This window comes from Duganella sp. GW821-FHT01E12 (assembly GCF_059422325.1).
In genome coordinates, this window is the sequence record NZ_JBWKWR010000016.1 from 43,188 (window position 1) to 58,773 (window position 15,586).

Sequence of the window (15,586 nt, forward strand, 5' to 3'; positions counted from 1 at the left end):
AGCGCGGGGGTCAAGTCTGACATTCGGACACGGGCTCTACATTCAGGGTCCCCCATCGGCTCGCCTAGAACACGGAGAAATACATGGAAGTCGGCATACATGCCAACATGAGCGACCAAGTCACGCTCAAACTGGCGGCCGCGCTGCGCCCTCCGTTTCGCGAACTGGCCGGCAGGCTGAGCGGAGACTACGGCGGTCTCATGGAGCACTTGTGGATAGACTTCGAATTGATCGAGCTCCATGTCAAAGCCGACGGCAAGCCACGCTATCCATTCCGGCTCCAGAAGCGCGTGTCGGGCCGATCGCGTTTCGGCCTTCCACCGGTTCCCGATCAGTTCAACGTCGGCCACTTCAGCGTAAGGCCAGACTTCACGTTACTGCCTTCGCTTTCTGAAGCGCAGGTCGTTCCATATGCGCTGGCGCTGATATACGAAGCCTCAAGTGTACTGCTTGAAAAACAGAAAAAACTTGGCGGCTTCGATGCCGTCCGCTTCAGGGCAAAAATGCACGAAGAATGCGGCAACCTCGGCTATTCATTTCCCGCGCAGGACAGGTCGCGAGTGCCGAGCTCGTGTCCGAATGTCAGACTTGACCCCACTGGGTTAAAAAAGTCGGCGGATGCGGACTGCAATGGTGCTGCCTAATGGCGACAGGCCTCGTTCGGAGCGGGCGTCGCCGGTCTGACGCAGCACTGACAGCATCAGCATGGTGCGCGGTGAGTAATGATAGTCCGCAGTGCCGTGCCATACGGCGCTGCGGTCATCGCGGCTCGCATAGACCCCGCCGCCCAGCTGCCAGTCGCCCACCGTCTGGTCCAGCGACACGCTGACATAGCGCTTGCGCAAGCCCTGGCTCACCAGCATTTGCGCGGCCTGCGCCTGCAAGCCCTTGCGCGCGATCTCCGGCAGCGGCAAGGATTGATTACGGTCGATTAGCGCGAGCCAGCGGCCAAACTGGCTGTCGGACATGCCGCGGCCATCATAGGCATATTCAAGCTGCAGCTTGGGCAGGTCCGGCAAGGTGTAGGTCAAGCCTATCGTCGCGCGTTGATAGCGTTGGCCGTCGTCGCTGCGCAGGAAGGTTGGCGTGGCGTCGCCGCCGCCGGACAGCACCGCGGCGGCAATGGGCCGCTGCGTGCCACGCGCGCTGTACGCCGATCCATACCACGCAAGCTGTTCCCCCACCGCTCCGCTCAACGTCGCGCCGACGCCGTTGGATTCTCCGCTGGCACGGCGCAGCAGCACGCTGACGCTCAAACGCTCGAACTCATAGCCAAGTTTGACGATGGATTGTTCGACGCCGCGGTTGTAGCCATCCGCATGCCGCGCCGCGTCCTTGCTGTAGATCGCGGTCACGCTGGCCTGGGAGCCGGTCCATCCCAGCACCGCCATCGGCAAGCCTTCCGACTGCCCCAGTTCATCCAGCGGATCGCCGAGGTCCGTGCGCTTTTGCAGGAAGCCCAGCGGCTGGTTGACGAACGACGGATCCAGCGCATACAGCCGTTTGCCGAGCGATAGCGTCACCGCCGGCGTCAGTTGGAATACGCGGTTCAGTTCCTGCAGCGTCGCCGAAGAGCTGCTGCGCTGCCCTTCGATATCGCCGCGCCGGGTTTCAAAACGCGCGCGCCAGGTCACATCGTGAACGCGGCCTTCCAGCAGGCCTGCTAGCGTGGTTTTCTTCCGCGGTAGCGCCAGGAAGTTATCTTCGTTGAGCGGAGTCGCCTGCAAGCGCGTGGCTTCCTGGCTGGCCATGGCGAATCCGCCCAGCCAATCGTCGTCCGCCTGCGCGCCGCCGCACAGCAGCAACCCCGCCATCAATGCCGAACGCCGCACGCTCATTGTTCCAGCGCGCGGGGATTGAAGGTGCTGGCCGAGAATTCCACCGCCTTGATCTTCTCGTACACCACGCGCGTTTGCTCGGCCGGCAGTTGCGGATCGAAGTAGCGCGTGACCGGCGGCAGGCCGCCGCTCGCCGCGTCGAACTCCGCGACCTTCAGCAGCTTGCCGCTGGCGACGTACAGCATCGCCTTCAAGGGCACATACTGGCCGCGCTGCTTCGTCGCCAGCAGCGTAATCCGGGTGTAGGTGGCCGCCTCGTTCTTGCTGGTCAGGGCCAGCGCGACGCAGTCGCCCGTGCAGGATGCGGGAGGCGTTTCCATCGTCACCGCGTCATAGTCGTTGGTGAAGCTGATGCGGGCAAGGTCGCCAATCGACGCCTTGCCGCGCAGAGTTTGCAATGGCGTCAGACGGATCGCGCGGCGGGTGCGCGGGGCGTAGAAGAAAATGCCGGCGTCGGTGGTCAGAAATTTCTGCCCGCGTTGATCGACGCTGGTCGCCTCCACCAACACTTGATTGTGATTGGCGCCGCGAATCACGTAGGTGCCGGGCTCCTGCTCCTGGCCGTTCTGGACCGGCACGATGCGCACCGACGCCTCGAAACTGTCGAGCGGCATGCGGTAGCGGTCCACCTGCCGCAGGATCTCCGGCGCCAGCGGCGCTGCCATCGCGGGCGCAGCTGCGAGGATGAAGAAGCCCGCAAGCCAGCGGATACGGTCAAATTGAATTGGCATGGAACTGGCTCACTGTATGGAAAGGGACGACATGATCGGCATGCGGCCGATGCGGCGGCTGATGGTCCATGCGGCCAGCATCGCCACCATCGGCAAGGCGAATACGATGGCGGCGCTGTACGAAGGCACCCACAACATCTGCAGCAGCACGCCGGCGTTGCGGCCGGGGGGCGGCGCCAGTTCGATATGCGCGGCGTTGATCAGCAGGATGGCGGCGAACGCCAGCAAGGCGCCCGCGCATGCGCCAAACACGCCTTGCAGCATGCCCTCCATGACAAACAGGCGCCGCACCTGCGCGTGGCCTATGCCCATTGCGCGCATGGTGCCGATCTCGCGGCCACGTTCATAGATGGTGGTCAGCGTCATCGCCGCCACGCCAAGGAAGACGATGACGCAGATTACTACGCCGAACACCAGGAACTGGTTGCGGTACAACGTCAGCACCTGCGAATACAACGGCGCCAGCGCCTGCCAGGTGCGCAGCTCGACATGCGCGCCATTCAAGGCCGCACTCAAGCGCGCCGATACCACGTCGGCCTGCGTCGTATCCTGATACAGAACGGCGACGCTGGACACCTTGGTCGTGCGCAGCAGCTCCTGCGCCGTATCGAGCGGCATCTGCAGCAGGTACAAATCGGTCTGAGGAACGCCGCTCGCAACCAGGCCCACCACCTCCAGATCCATCGCGTTGACGCTGCCGTTGACGGTGGTGGTCATCAGCGTGATCGACTCGCCGGGTTTGACCGCCAGGCGCCGCGCCATCTCCTTGCCGATCAGGACTTGATAACGGCTGGCCGGCTTCGCACTCAGCGGAACACCGGCGGATAAACTCTGGAAGGCGCCGAATGCTTGCCGCTCACGATCCGGCATCACGCCGCTGCCTTCGAAGTTAAGCGTGCGCGCGCCATTCGACACAAGGCCGGCAAACAGCAAGCGAGGCACCACGCGGCGCACCTGCGGCTCCTGCGCCAGCAAGGCTTCGACGTGCGCCAGCGCGGGCCGGTCCAATCCATATTGCAGCTGCTGCTCGGCGTAACCGTCAAACTGGCCGGCGCCGGCCAGCTGTGCGTGTCCCAGGCCGCTGCGGATGGTGCTCTCGCGCAGGCCATCCAGCGAGGCGGCGATATACGCCACAAACAGCAGCAGCGCCAGCGTGCCAACACCTATCGTGCCGCCCAGCAGGAAGGAGCGGCGTCCATTGCGGCGCACATTGCGCAGCGCGAGCGTCAGCCATTGCCTCATGCGACCTGCCTGCCGTCCACCAGCCGGACCACGGTATGCGCCATGTCCATCACCCGCTGGTCGTGGGTGGCGATGACGAAGGTGGTGCCGACCTGGCGATTCAGATCGCCGATCAGTTCCAGCAACTGCTGCGCCGTCTTGCCATCGAGGTTACCGGTCGGCTCGTCGGCGATCACCAGGCTGGGACGATTGACCAGCGCCCGCGCGATGGCGACGCGCTGCTGCTGCCCGCCCGACAATTCGGACGGCTCGTGCTTGAGCCGATGATCCATGCCGACCATCGTCAAAGCTTCGATGGCGCGGCGGCTGCGTTCAGCCGGCTGCAGCTTTTGCGGCGCCAGCGCCAGCTCCACGTTTTCCTGTGCCGTCAAAGTGCCGACCAGGTTGAATTGCTGGAAGACGAAACCCAGCTTGCGGTTGCGGTAGTGGTCCAGCTGCGTTTCCGCTATCTGGTCCAGGCGCTGGCCGTCGACGCTGATGCTGCCGCTGTCCGGCCGGTCGAAACGCGCCAACATGCCGAGCAAAGTGCTCTTGCCGCTGCCCGACGGCCCGGCGACGGCCGTCACGCTGGGCTGCTCGATGCGGAACGATACCCCGTCCAGCGCCACGATGCGCTCGCCGCCGCGCAGATAGTGCTTCGATACCGCGTCAACTTCCAGGATAGCCGCCATCAGTAGACCATGTCGATGTCGAGCGTCGCCTTGCCGGCCTTGACTTCAACCGCCGCAGCCTCGAAGGATGGCGGGCCGTAATTGCCCTTGGCGTTGCGCGAAAAACCGTAGCCTTCCAGCGGCATGCCGTTGGCCGACCGGTCGAATTCCCCGTTGCCGTTTTCATCGTGATACAGCATGGCCGCATACATGCCCGGCTTGACGCCCGTGAATTCAAGGCTGACGGAGGGCGATGCGGCGACGGACAGCATGTAAGGGCAGCGCTTGAGGAAGGTGGCCTGATCGCACAACGCCGCCATGACCATACCTTTGCTGCCGGCGACGCCGTTCAATTTGATGGTGACGCTGGCGCCGTCCGCCGGCGACGGCACCGATGCCGCCTGCGGCGCCCGCGCCAGCAACAAGGCCAGCGCCACGCCGACGCAGGCTACAACGCTCATGCCGGCGATCAGCGGAATACGGCGCAACCTGCTGCGGGTGTCATCGCTTCCCTGCACTACTCGATTCTGTTCGTTCATGTCATGTCTCTTTCAACTGCGTTCAGGAGCGCGGCATCCAGGTGAAGCGCCGCGCCGACAACGCCAGGCAGGCGATCAACATCACCGACAGCAAAGCCACGCTGTAGATATCGGTACTCCAGCCCATGCCGCCGGTCAGGCCGCGCCGTATGCTCGACATCATCGCGTTCAGCGGCAGGCAGTCCAGCGCCTCGCGGGCCAGCTTGGGCAAGCCGCCCAACGGGACCATGAGATTACCCGAAAACAGCAGCGGGAAATACAGCAGATTGCAGAACATGGTGGCCGCGGCCACGCTGTTGGTCATGGCCGCGATCAGTAATCCCAACGCGAGGAAGGCGCCGGCGCCCAACGCCAGCATGGCGATGGCCGCGGCCACCTGCATGCCGCCGGCGCTGATGCGCACGCCGTAGATCGCCCAGGCGGCAAGGAACATCGCCAGGCTGGCGGCGAGCATAATCAGCAGGCGCGATACGCACCACGCGGCCACCACGACGCCGGTCGGCATCGGGAACAGCTGGTACATGCGGAACATGCCGCCCTCGCGCGCGGCCACCAGCGGGCCGGCGAAGCCCATCAAACTGGTGGACAGTATCACCATGCCGGCCAGGCCGGTGACCAGGAACAGGCGGTAGTCCAGCGCCTGTTCGGTGGCCGGCGGTGGCGGCGGCAGGGACACGCGCGGCGGCGCATTCAGGCCGTTCAGATTATAGGCGTCGCTGTAGCCGCGCAGCAGGCCGTAGGCGGCGTCGAACGCGGCGTCCGCGCCATGGCCGCCGCGCAGCAAGATGTCCGTGGTGCGGCCGGCGGCGACGTTGGCGGCGAAACCGGCCGGTATCGTCAGCACAAAGTCGGCTTGCGCGCTTGCGCCATCGGTGGGCGTCGTCACCGGCGCAAAGTCCACGCTGTGCTGCTGGCGCAGGCCGGCCTGCAATTGACGCAGGTAGGCGCCGCTCTCGCTACTATGATCGAGATCGACGATCGCCAGCGATACGGGACCGAGCTTGACGTCCTGGCCGAACAAGGCCATTTGCATCACCAGCATCAGCAAGGGGAAGGCGAAGGTCCAGAACAGCGCCAGCTTCCCGCGCAGGAACATGGCCAGGTCGGCTTTGATCAGATGCAGAAGTATTTTCATGTCGAATGCCCCGTCGTGGGCGCGATTTGCGTGACGTCGGCGAGGAAGTCCTCGACCGATACCGGCTCCAGGCTGAATGCGCCGATGCGTTGTTGTTCGATGAAGTGACGGAAGCCTTGGTCGAAGCCGGCGCCGCCGAACAGCTCCCAGGCGCCGTCGCGCTCGCGCGGCGGCTGCACCAGTCCGGGCAGCGCGCGCATGGCTTGCAGTGCGGCTTCCGGCATGGACTGCCGCAGAATGCCTTTGAACTGGCCGACCCGTTGCGCCATCAGCGATGCCAGCGTGCCTTCGGCGACGATGCGGCCATCGTCGATGCAGCAGATGCGGTCCATGCCCAGTAAATCGGAGGGCGCGTGCGAGATCACCAGCAGCGTTATGGGCAAGGAGGCCAGCAGTTCCCGCAGCGCGCGGGCGAACCATTCGTCCAGTCCTAGCGACGGTTCGTCGAGGATGGCCAGTTCGGGCACATGGGCCAGCGCCATCCACAGCATCAGGCGCTGCTTCTGGCCGCGTGACAACTGCTGCCAGAAACGGTCGCGCAGTTCGTCCAGTCCCAGTGCGCGAGTGACCTTGGCATCGGTGCGGTGATACATGGCCTGATGCAGCGCCATCATCTCGCTCACCTTGGTCAGTCCAGGCAGGTCGTAGCCTTGCAGCAGACCGCCGATGCGCTGGCGCGTGGCCGCGTCGCGCGGGTCGCCAAGATGCAGGGTGATGGTGCCGCGATCGGGCTGACGTAATCCCAACAGCGTCTCCATCAGCATGGATTTTCCGCTGCCGTTACGGCCGATGAAGGCCACGCGTTCGCCTCGCCGCACCGTCAAGGCGCCGGGGCGCAGCGAGAAGGCTGACGAAAACCGCAGTTCGACGCCGCTCAGCTCCAACAGCACGGGTGCAGGCGCTGGCGGGGCGGCGTCGGGGGCTGGCACCGTCGGCGCAGATGCGTCACGAGCACGCGCTGCTTGCGGCGCTGCGTCGGACGGCGGCGGCGCGGCCGCTGCCACGGCCTCCGTCGCCGGGGTTTCGACGCCGTATTCCAGCAGAACCTGGCGCGCATGTTCGCGATATACCGGGTCCTGCATCGCCTGCCGCAACTTGCTCACGCCAAGATCGCGGTCGCCGCCGTACGCGGGTGGCGCGTGCAGCAGCAGCGATGCATGCTGCACCAGCAAATCGGGATCGTTCGGTATCAGTTGCACGGCCTTGTTGAAGGCGTTGATCGCCTGCTGCCCTGCGCTGGCGACCTTGATGATATTCGGCCGTGCCAGCAATATCATCAGGATCGCGTGCGTGCCGCGCCACAGCCACAGGCGGCCTTGCGGCAGGCACTCGCCGGCCTTGAGCAGCACGTCCAGCTGCGCGAGTTGATCGGCGGTCGGCGCGGTCGCGAAATTCACCTGCAACAGCGCGCGATTGATGCGCGCACCGAGCAGGCTGTCGAGCAGCGCCGGTTCGTCATAGATTTCGTCCGCTTCCAGCGCGGCGATGGCTTCGTCCAGATCCTCCGGCCTCTTGTTGATCCACGCCGTGAACACGGCCTGGCGTGCGCGCTCGATCAGCGTGGCCTGCGCTGCATTCGGCCCGCCGCTGCGGGCGACGGCCGGAAAACTCTGTCCGCTGGCCTCCTCCACCAACCGCACCACCTGCGCCTCGGAACCGGCGCGCGCCACGGCGGCGAACAGGCGCTTGACGCGCTCCGCGCCACCCAGCGCATAGATCGACTCCAGTAAATCTGCGCCGACGCGGCAGGCCGACAGATACACCGCCAGATCGCTGTCCACGCTTTCGCCAAACATGCTGTCGGCACTGCGGCTCAACAGCGTGCACATGGGCGGCAGCAGGTCCGGGTTCGCCGCAGGCAGCGAGGCGCCCGCGTGGCGGCTGGCGAAGAAATGCGCAAGTCCCTCATCCAGCAACCGCACGCCGCACGTCAGGAAGCAATGCGCCACCTCGTGGAACTGCACCGCGCGCAGGTCGTCGGGATAGCCGGGCGACAAAGTGGACAGGCGCAGCACAGCCAGGCCGGGGAAGCTCTCCATGGTCAGGTGCAGGTCGCGGCTCTCGGCGCGGCATTGCAGCAGGATGCACGGAACGGGCAGCTCAAGGAAGTTGGCGCAGCAGGCGATCGCCTCTTCGAAGCGAGCCTGCAATACCGGCGGCAGCGGCGCGGCGTCCAGCATGAACAGCGATCCGCTCGGATGCCACGCCTGCTTGCCCACCACCATATCGAGCAGCAGCGGATAGGCGTGGAAACGGCCGCGCAGCGCGAACAACTGGTCCAGTTCCGCCAGCGCCGCATCGCGCTCGCCCGCCGCCGCCTGGCGCAGCAGCGCGAACGCGCCCTGCCGCAGCCTTTCACCGGCCGCCGGCACCGCATCGCCCAGCACACGGATGGCGTTGTCGTTCATGGCGCGGCGCTCTCCTGTTTCGCCTCGCGCCCCAGCAGCATGACCGACACCACCGTCTCGGTCACGCCGTCGATATCGAGCAGCGCCGCCAGTTCATCGTCGTAGTAGGCGCCGTAGACCAGCGATCCCATGCCCAATCCCTGCGCCGCCAGGCACAGGTTCTGCGATGCGTGGCCCGCTTCGAGCAGCGCCATGCGATAGCCTCGGGCGCCATACTTGGCGGTGGCGCGTTGCGGCACGCTGGTCATCACGCACACCAGCGGCGCCTTGATCGACTGTTCGCCGCCGCGCACCTCGGCGCTGCCGAATGCGTCGCCGTCCTGCGGCTTCAGCACGCGCAGGCAGTGCTCGCGCGCGTCGTAGTGGGCGATGCATGGCGCGATGCCTTCGACCTGATTCAGGAAGAAGTAAAACTCGGTCGGATACAGCCCGCCCGGCGACGGATAAGCACGGAACGCCAGCTTGACGTGCGGCGCCGCGTCGCTGCTGCGGTAGCGGTTCACGCGCAGCGCGTGGTGCAGCAGGCTCGATACCTCGCGCAGGCTGAGCGACGGCGCGAAGCCGCGCGCGCTGGTGCGCCCCGCCATCGCCGCCGCCAGTTCGCCCAACGCCATGTCGGGCTCCGGCAGGTCGATCTTCGGGCACGAAGCAAACACGTTGTAGCCCGCCGCGCCGCGCGCGATGTAGGCCGGATGCCGCAGATAGCGGACGATGTTCTTGACCTGCCCCGCCAGCGTGGCGCGATGGAACTTGGTCTGCTCGTGCAGAATCTCGGCCGGATCGTCGATGTCGAAATCGCCCGCCATGGCCTGCGGCGGCAGCAGTTCTTGCAAACTATGGTTCATGTGAGGTCCGCATCAAGGGAAAGGGTGAGGATCGGTGTTCGGCGGCGGCACCTCGGCCAGGCCCCAGTGGCGGGCGATCTGGCGCAGGCGGCGCTCGTCGCGGCTCAACATGCCGTCGCCGAACAGCAGCGGATGCAGGCCGGGGATCAGCGAACGCACCACGCAGAAACCAAGGCTGGCGATATCCTCCGACGTCACATCGACCGCCAGCGCCGGCAGGCCCATTGCGCGCAGGCGCGCCAGCAGATCGTCCAGCGTGGCCAATTGGCGCAGAGAGGCGTCGCCGCTGTCGATGGTGTCCGCGTTCGCGAACAGGAAGTCCATCGCCTGCTGGCGCGACGGCTCCAGGAAGTAGGCGAAGTGGTCGCCCGGGTTGCGGATGGCGGCGCGCTCCGGCAGCGGCGTGCCGGCGCCCAGGATCGAGCTCGCCCAGCAATAGCCGTGCAGCGCTTCGATCACCGCCTTGTTGATCGCCTGGCCCACGCCCAGCTGCGCGCTGGCGCCCAGCGACATCGTGCCGTCGTTGCGGCTGCGCGCCAGGCACAGGACCACCGGCAGGCCGACATCGGTGGTGATGTCCCACAGCCGCACGTCCAGCGACGGATGGTCCAGCGCGCGCTGCACGCCCGGCAGCAGGGCCGCCCGCGCCTCGGGGCCGACCTCCAGCCGGCGCGGCGCGTAACGCATCTGCCACATCGCCGCGAAGGCGTCGCGTTCGATCACCTCGCACAAGCCGCTCAGGATGGCGCGCTGCTCGTCCATGCCGCACGCCAGGCCGGTCGACGAGGACTGGAAGACGATCTCGCGCTGGTTCTTCACCTGCATGCCGAGGTAGACCATCTGCGCCGGCACGTAGCATTCGCGCTCGGGATCGCACAGGTCGGCCGCGCGCGCCCAGGCGCGGGTGACGTCGGCGTCCGGCGCGGAGAATTCAAAGCCCTCGGCCGCGTACTGCTCGGGAGAGAACAACACGAACCGCTCCAGTCCCACGGCGGCAGCGCCCAATTCGGCCTGGCTGGCGTAATGCAGCTGGTCGTCGAAATGCACCGCCGCCGAATAGCGCTCGATCGCTTCGCCGAACGCCGCCCACAGGGCCGAGGTGCGGTCGAAGGCCGCGCCGGAACCGGCCAGGCTGGCGCGGTCGCTGGTGGGGTTGTTCGGTTTGGCGCGCGAGGGATCGATCATCATCGCCTTGACGTCGACCATCAGGGCGTTGAACACGAACAGGCCGCGCGCATCGGGATGCTCGGTCTCTTCCAGCAGCGTGGTGATGATGCCGTGGCGGCGGTGCACCAGCGCTTCGTGGATCAGCGCCAGGCGCGCTGCGTCGGATAAGCGTTCCATGGTTCAGGCCCGGCGACGCAGCAGCGATTGCTGGAACACGGTGCCGACCGGCCGCGCCGTGCTGGCGTTGCCGCAGCACGCGCAACGCGGCAGGCGCAGCACGCGGCTGCGATGGGTCTCGCCGCTCAGGCTATCGATTTCGCTAAACACGCTGTGCTGCAGGTTGTCCAGCGTGCCGCTCAGGTATTGCAGCACCAGGCGCGAGGCCTCGGCCACCGCGAACTGGATCGCCAGCTTGCTCGGCAGCGCGTGGTACAGGATGTTTTCCGGCTTGCTGCGCACGTCGAATTCGGCGACGAACTTGCGCGTGCTGCGCACCCGGTGGAAATAGCATTCGTAGCAGGCGGTCGCCTTCGGCATCACCAGCGGGCCGCATTGCACCGTGCTCCAGTCTATGCCCAGATACAGGCTGGCCAGGCCGCGCTCCACCGCCTTGGCGTTCATCGCGCGGAAGGCCGCGAAGTCTTCGAAGTCGGAACAGGTCACCAGCAAGGCGCGCTTGTCGCCGATGGCGTCGGCCCGCGGCAGCTCGGCGTCATGGCCGATGCGCTGCAGCGGCACGTTCATCTCGGCCAGCGCGGCGGCCAGCGCGTCGGCGCAGGCGCCCTCGCCGGCCAGCACCAGCAGCCAGTTGGCGCGCTCGTACAAGGCCAGTTGGTCGCGCGGGATCAGCGCATCGAGTTCGCGCCGGTGCTGCAGATGCTGATGGGTGGCGTCGCCGCCGGCGCGGGCGTCGTCGCGCACCAGCACCCGGGCGTTGACCAGCGCCGTGACGGCCGCCTCCACCGCCTCGGGCGGGAAGCTGTCGGCCATCGCCTCGGTCAGCGCGGCCAGTTGCACGCCCTGCCCGGCCTGGTCCAGTATGCCCTTGAGCATGCCGACCTTGTCCTCGACCGTGAAGCGGCGGCCGACCACGGACATGGCGATCTTGTCGTCGCCCAGCGTGGTGATTTCCGCCAGCGGCGAAACGTATAGAGACTCATTCATGTGGAACACCTATCGTCAGAACATTCATCCAGCGCACCCGGAAAGGCGGGACGGCGGCAGCGCCGACATCCCGCCCGCCAGCTGGCAATTAGCAGCAGCAGGAGCAGGAGCAGGTGCAGCAGGAGACGCTGACGTCAGCCAGTGCGCCGCTCATGTCGTCGTGCAGGTATTCCGATTCGGTCGAATCGGTAATCGAGATGAAGGTCGTGTCGATCAGGATTTCCATTTCTTTTTCCTATTATGAAGTGAATGAAAGGCGCTCCCCTCATGCATTTTGCGCATAAGGAGACGCCGAAATCGAGATTAGCACGCGACGATTGCCGCACGGCAAGGAATGTCTATAAAAACAACGATACTAGAATATTAACTCTAATTCAGGCAAATTCATTTGACTTGCGCGCTCATCAGGCGAGTGCCGCCGCCAAGCCGCAGGCCGTCGTTGCGGCTTGCAAGATAGCGCACGCGCAGCTGGTCGGCGCCATGGTCGGACACCGCGCCGAAGCCCAGCGCGCGCAGTTCGCAGGCCAGCACCTCGGGCGCGAAGAAGGACATCCAGGGTTCGCCTTCGGCTTCGTACTTCTGCGCGAAGTAGGACATGCCCATGCGCTCCATCGGGTTGAGCAGCTCGGGCACCACGCCGTAGTCGAACACGATGCCGCTGCCCGACGGCAGGCCGGCGACGAAGGCCAGCGTGTCGAACACGGCGTCGGTGCTCAGGTACAGGGTCACGCCCAGCCAGGAGAAGAACACCGGCTGGTCCAGGCGGCAGCCGGCGGCCGCCAAGGCGTCGGCCAGATCGTCGCGTTCGAAATCGACCGGCACGTAGGTCAGCGACGCCGGCGCCGCGATGCCGGCCTGCTCCAGCAAGCCGCGCTTCCAGCGCTGGGTGGCGGGATGATCGACTTCGAACACGCGCAGATCGGGCACGGGATTGCGGTAGGCGTAGGTGTCGAGGCCCGCGCCCAGCAGCACGAACTGGCGCACGCCGTCGCGCAGCGCGCGCGCCAGTTCATCTTCGGCGAAGCGGCTGCGCACGGCCATCGCGGCGCGCAGCACGCGCACCACGCCGGTGTCGAACTTCTGCGGCGCGGCGCGCACCACGGCCTCGTTCTCGGGACCGAGGATGGGCAGGGCCAGCGGGTCGTCGAACACCAGCGGCTTGTCGATCAGCTGGTGGGCGGCGCGCAGCATGGCCACCGCCAGCGCGCTGCGGCTGGCCACGCCCTGCTGCAACAAACCCTTGCCGCTGCTGGTCTGCTTCATGTAAAGCTGCCCGGCAGGAGGATGTTCTTATCGACCTTGGTGACGTCGCGCAGGCCGCAGAAGGCCATCGTCAGATCGAGCTCGTTGCGGATGATGTCCAGGCATTTGCTCACGCCCTGCTCGCCCATCGCGCCCAGGCCATACAGGAACGGCCGGCCGATGTAGACGCCCTTGGCGCCCAGCGCCAGCGCCTTGATCACGTCCTGGCCGGAGCGCACGCCGCCGTCCATGTGCACTTCGATCCGCGTGCCGACCGCGTCGACGATGGCCGGCAGCGCGCCGATCGACGACTGCGCGCCGTCCAGCTGGCGGCCGCCGTGGTTGGAGACGATCAGCGCGTCGGCGCCGCTCTCCACCGCCAGGCGCGCGTCCTCCGCGTCCATGATGCCCTTGATGATCAACTTGCCGCCCCAGCGCTGCTTGATCCACTCGACATCCTTCCACGACAGGCTCAGATCGAACTGCTGGCTGGTCCACGCCGACAGCGACGACATGTCCGACACCGACGAGGCGTGGCCGACGATGTTGCCGAAGCTGCGGCGCTGGGTGCCCAGCATGCCCAGCACCCAGCGCGGCTTGCTGGCCATGTTGACGATGTTGGCGATGGTGAGCTTGGGCGGCGCCGACAGGCCGTTGCGCAAGTCCTTGTGGCGCTGGCCCAGCACCTGCAGGTCCAGCGTCAGCACCAGGGCCGAGCAGCGCGCCGCCTTGGCGCGGTCGATCAGGCGGTTGATGAATTCGCGGTCCTTCATCACGTACAGCTGGAACCAGAACGGCTTGCTGGTGTTGGCGGCGATGTCTTCGATCGAGCAGATGCTCATGGTCGACAGCGTGAACGGCACGCCGAATTTTTCCGCAGCCCTGGCGGCGAGGATCTCGCCGTCGGCGTGCTGCATGCCGGTCAGGCCGGTCGGCGCCAATGCCACCGGCATCGCCACCTCCTGGCCGACCATGGTGCTTTTGAGCGTGCGGTTCTCCAGGTTGACCGCCACGCGCTGGCGGAATTTGATGCGCTGGAAATCGTCGACGTTGGCGCGGTAGGTCGATTCGGTCCACGAGCCGGCATCAGCGTAATCGTAGAACATGCGCGGCACGCGCTTCTGGGCCAAGACGCGCAGGTCTTCAATGGTGGTGATGATGGTCATGCACGCTCCTCCGGGATGATGATCGGATAATCATCGCACGAGGCCCGTGTATCATGGAAGCACTATCAAAAAAGGAATGATCTTTGAAATCCAAAACCAACGTCGCCATCACGCTGGCCGCCGCAGCGCTGCTGGGCATATTCGGCTACCGCAGCTTGACCCGCCAGGTGCAGCCGGTCGCGGTCAGCGCCGCCAACTGCACGCCGGAGCACATCCGCGGCGTCACCGACGCGATGGAGCGCTCGATCCTGTCGGCGCAGTGCGCCAAGGCCCGCAAGCCATAAAGAAAAAGGGCCTGAAGATTTCTCTTCAGGCCCTTCGTCTTACGAATTTTGGTGCGGCTGGCAGGAATCGAACCCACGACCCCTTGGTTCGTAGCCAAGTACTCTATCCAGCTGAGCTACAGCCGCGAAAGACAACATTATAGCAGGGGAAATTCAAATCAAGAAGAGCGGCGGCGACTTTTTTTATGGTGCGTTTTTCAGCGGCCTGCGCGGAGCAAAAGTGATAATTCGTGTAATTTCCCGCCATTTATGCCGCATACAATGCACTCCCCCACTTTATGTGACACGGAGAGAAATTAATGATTCAAAAAATAGAACAGGTCTACCTGCAATTACTGCGGATAGTTTTGCTGCTGGTCGCAACCCTGGCCATCGTCGCCAGCGTCGTATTGGGAATTCGATATATCAATACCTATGATGCCCAAGCCGTTCCCGTAAAAGACGAGATCAAGCTGAATCTGTCGAGTTACGAGCCAGCCAAGCAAGCCCAAGCCCCGGCAAAGGGCGGCGACCGGACTGACTCCTCACAGCAGGCCACCCGGAAACTGGATCCCCTGTTCGAAGATTACTATAAAGCGGTCGATTCGTTCATCAAAGCCGCCGGGGCCGCAGTGACCCTCAACAAAGAACAACTGCACCAAGGGTTCGAGAACATGGAACAAGACCCAAGCCTGGGGCGCGACTTCCTTAAATTATTCATTCCCGTCATTAACGATGCGGCGAAAAACCCAGCCATCCTCGCTCGCGCGAAATCAAATATGAACGAAGAATATGGCCGCCTGCTGAGCCATTTTGGCGAAGAGTTCAAACGCGACGCGCAACAAATAGAAGCGAAGAAAATGGACGCCCAGCAGCTTGCCCAGACGGCGCGGGCCAGCTCCACCTCGTCGCTGTACGCCGCCGGCGCGGGCTTCATGATCTTTGCCGGCCTGGTCCTGTTGATCGTCTTGCTGAAAATCGAGCGGAATCTCCGCACCGGAATAGTGAAGGCATCCGACCAGGCGGAATTGGCCGGATAAAGAAAAAGGGCCTGAAGATCGCTCTTCAGGCCTTTCGTCTTACGAATTTTGGTGCGGCTGGCAGGAATCGAACCCACGACCCCTTGGTTCGTAGCCAAGTACTCTATCCAGCTGAGCTACAGCCGCGAAAAACAAGATTATAACAGCGTTTTCTTG

Annotated in this window: 16 protein-coding genes and 2 tRNA genes; 3 read left to right on the forward strand and 15 right to left on the reverse strand. The window is 65.0% G+C overall.

The annotated features are described in order from the left end of the window. The first annotated feature begins 83 nt into the window (after positions 1–83). Positions 84–644 (forward strand): hypothetical protein, encoded by a 561-nt coding sequence (locus AC07WS_RS28545; RefSeq protein WP_494732317.1) that lies wholly within the window; start codon positions 84–86, stop codon positions 642–644. Here the strand turns inward: AC07WS_RS28545 and AC07WS_RS28550 are convergent. From AC07WS_RS28550 to AC07WS_RS28610, 13 genes are all read right to left on the reverse strand, one after another. After that, the gene (locus AC07WS_RS28550) at positions 603–1,838 is read right to left on the reverse strand and encodes a hypothetical protein (protein WP_494732318.1); all 1,236 of its coding nucleotides are present in this window, start codon (positions 1,836–1,838) and stop codon (positions 603–605) included. The two genes, AC07WS_RS28545 and AC07WS_RS28550, sit on opposite strands and share 42 nt — an antisense overlap. Then, positions 1,835–2,569, reverse strand: a complete 735-nt coding sequence (locus AC07WS_RS28555) for an outer membrane lipoprotein-sorting protein (protein ID WP_494732319.1) — start codon at positions 2,567–2,569, stop codon at positions 1,835–1,837. The genes AC07WS_RS28550 and AC07WS_RS28555 overlap by 4 nt, the downstream gene beginning before the upstream one ends. Positions 2,570–2,578: 9 nt before the next feature. Beyond that, on the reverse strand, positions 2,579–3,811 hold the full coding sequence (locus AC07WS_RS28560; RefSeq protein WP_494732320.1) for an ABC transporter permease: 1,233 nt from the start codon (positions 3,809–3,811) through the stop codon (positions 2,579–2,581). After that, entirely contained in the window at positions 3,808–4,482 is a 675-nt protein-coding gene (locus tag AC07WS_RS28565) for an ABC transporter ATP-binding protein (RefSeq protein WP_494732321.1), read from the reverse strand. The genes AC07WS_RS28560 and AC07WS_RS28565 overlap by 4 nt, the downstream gene beginning before the upstream one ends. After that, a complete protein-coding gene (locus tag AC07WS_RS28570) occupies positions 4,482–5,000 on the reverse strand; it encodes a DUF2141 domain-containing protein (protein ID WP_494732322.1) in 519 nt (172 codons plus the stop codon). The genes AC07WS_RS28565 and AC07WS_RS28570 overlap by 1 nt, the downstream gene beginning before the upstream one ends. A 22-nt stretch (positions 5,001–5,022) precedes the next feature. Further along, positions 5,023–6,135: an ABC transporter permease gene (locus tag AC07WS_RS28575; RefSeq protein WP_494732323.1), complete on the reverse strand. Its 1,113-nt coding sequence runs from the start codon at positions 6,133–6,135 to the stop codon at positions 5,023–5,025. After that, positions 6,132–8,543 carry an ATP-binding cassette domain-containing protein gene (locus AC07WS_RS28580; RefSeq protein ID WP_494732324.1) on the reverse strand — a complete coding sequence of 804 codons (2,412 nt, stop codon included), beginning with the start codon at positions 8,541–8,543 and terminating at the stop codon, positions 6,132–6,134. The genes AC07WS_RS28575 and AC07WS_RS28580 overlap by 4 nt, the downstream gene beginning before the upstream one ends. Continuing rightward, on the reverse strand, positions 8,540–9,388 hold the full coding sequence (locus AC07WS_RS28585; protein ID WP_494732325.1) for a SagB/ThcOx family dehydrogenase: 849 nt from the start codon (positions 9,386–9,388) through the stop codon (positions 8,540–8,542). The genes AC07WS_RS28580 and AC07WS_RS28585 overlap by 4 nt, the downstream gene beginning before the upstream one ends. A gap of 12 nt (positions 9,389–9,400) precedes the next feature. Further along, positions 9,401–10,732, reverse strand: a complete 1,332-nt coding sequence (locus AC07WS_RS28590; protein WP_494732326.1) for a YcaO-like family protein — start codon at positions 10,730–10,732, stop codon at positions 9,401–9,403. Positions 10,733–10,735: 3 nt separating this feature from the next. After that, positions 10,736–11,719, reverse strand: a complete 984-nt coding sequence (locus AC07WS_RS28595) for a TOMM precursor leader peptide-binding protein (RefSeq protein ID WP_494732327.1) — start codon at positions 11,717–11,719, stop codon at positions 10,736–10,738. Between the two features lie 88 nt (positions 11,720–11,807). Then, a complete protein-coding gene (locus AC07WS_RS28600; RefSeq protein WP_158567992.1) occupies positions 11,808–11,945 on the reverse strand; it encodes a hypothetical protein in 138 nt (45 codons plus the stop codon). Positions 11,946–12,103: 158 nt separating this feature from the next. Continuing rightward, positions 12,104–12,982 carry a class I SAM-dependent methyltransferase gene (locus tag AC07WS_RS28605; protein ID WP_494732328.1) on the reverse strand — a complete coding sequence of 293 codons (879 nt, stop codon included), beginning with the start codon at positions 12,980–12,982 and terminating at the stop codon, positions 12,104–12,106. Next, entirely contained in the window at positions 12,979–14,127 is a 1,149-nt protein-coding gene (locus AC07WS_RS28610) for an alpha-hydroxy acid oxidase (RefSeq protein WP_494732329.1), read from the reverse strand. Before AC07WS_RS28610 ends, AC07WS_RS28605 begins: the two co-directional genes overlap by 4 nt. A gap of 83 nt (positions 14,128–14,210) precedes the next feature. On the opposite strand from AC07WS_RS28610, the gene AC07WS_RS28615 reads away from it, so the two are divergent. Next, the gene (locus AC07WS_RS28615; RefSeq protein WP_494732330.1) at positions 14,211–14,411 is read left to right on the forward strand and encodes an entry exclusion lipoprotein TrbK; all 201 of its coding nucleotides are present in this window, start codon (positions 14,211–14,213) and stop codon (positions 14,409–14,411) included. A 49-nt stretch (positions 14,412–14,460) separates the two neighbouring features. On the opposite strand, the gene AC07WS_RS28620 is transcribed toward AC07WS_RS28615, so the two are convergent. Next, positions 14,461–14,537: transfer RNA gene (locus AC07WS_RS28620), tRNA-Arg, on the reverse strand. Positions 14,538–14,710: 173 nt separating this feature from the next. Between AC07WS_RS28620 and AC07WS_RS28625 the strand changes: the two genes are divergently transcribed. Further along, on the forward strand, positions 14,711–15,430 hold the full coding sequence (locus AC07WS_RS28625; protein ID WP_494732331.1) for a hypothetical protein: 720 nt from the start codon (positions 14,711–14,713) through the stop codon (positions 15,428–15,430). A 49-nt stretch (positions 15,431–15,479) separates the two neighbouring features. Here AC07WS_RS28625 and AC07WS_RS28630 read toward each other — a convergent pair. Further along, a tRNA-Arg gene (locus AC07WS_RS28630) sits at positions 15,480–15,556 on the reverse strand. Positions 15,557–15,586: the final 30 nt, after the last annotated feature.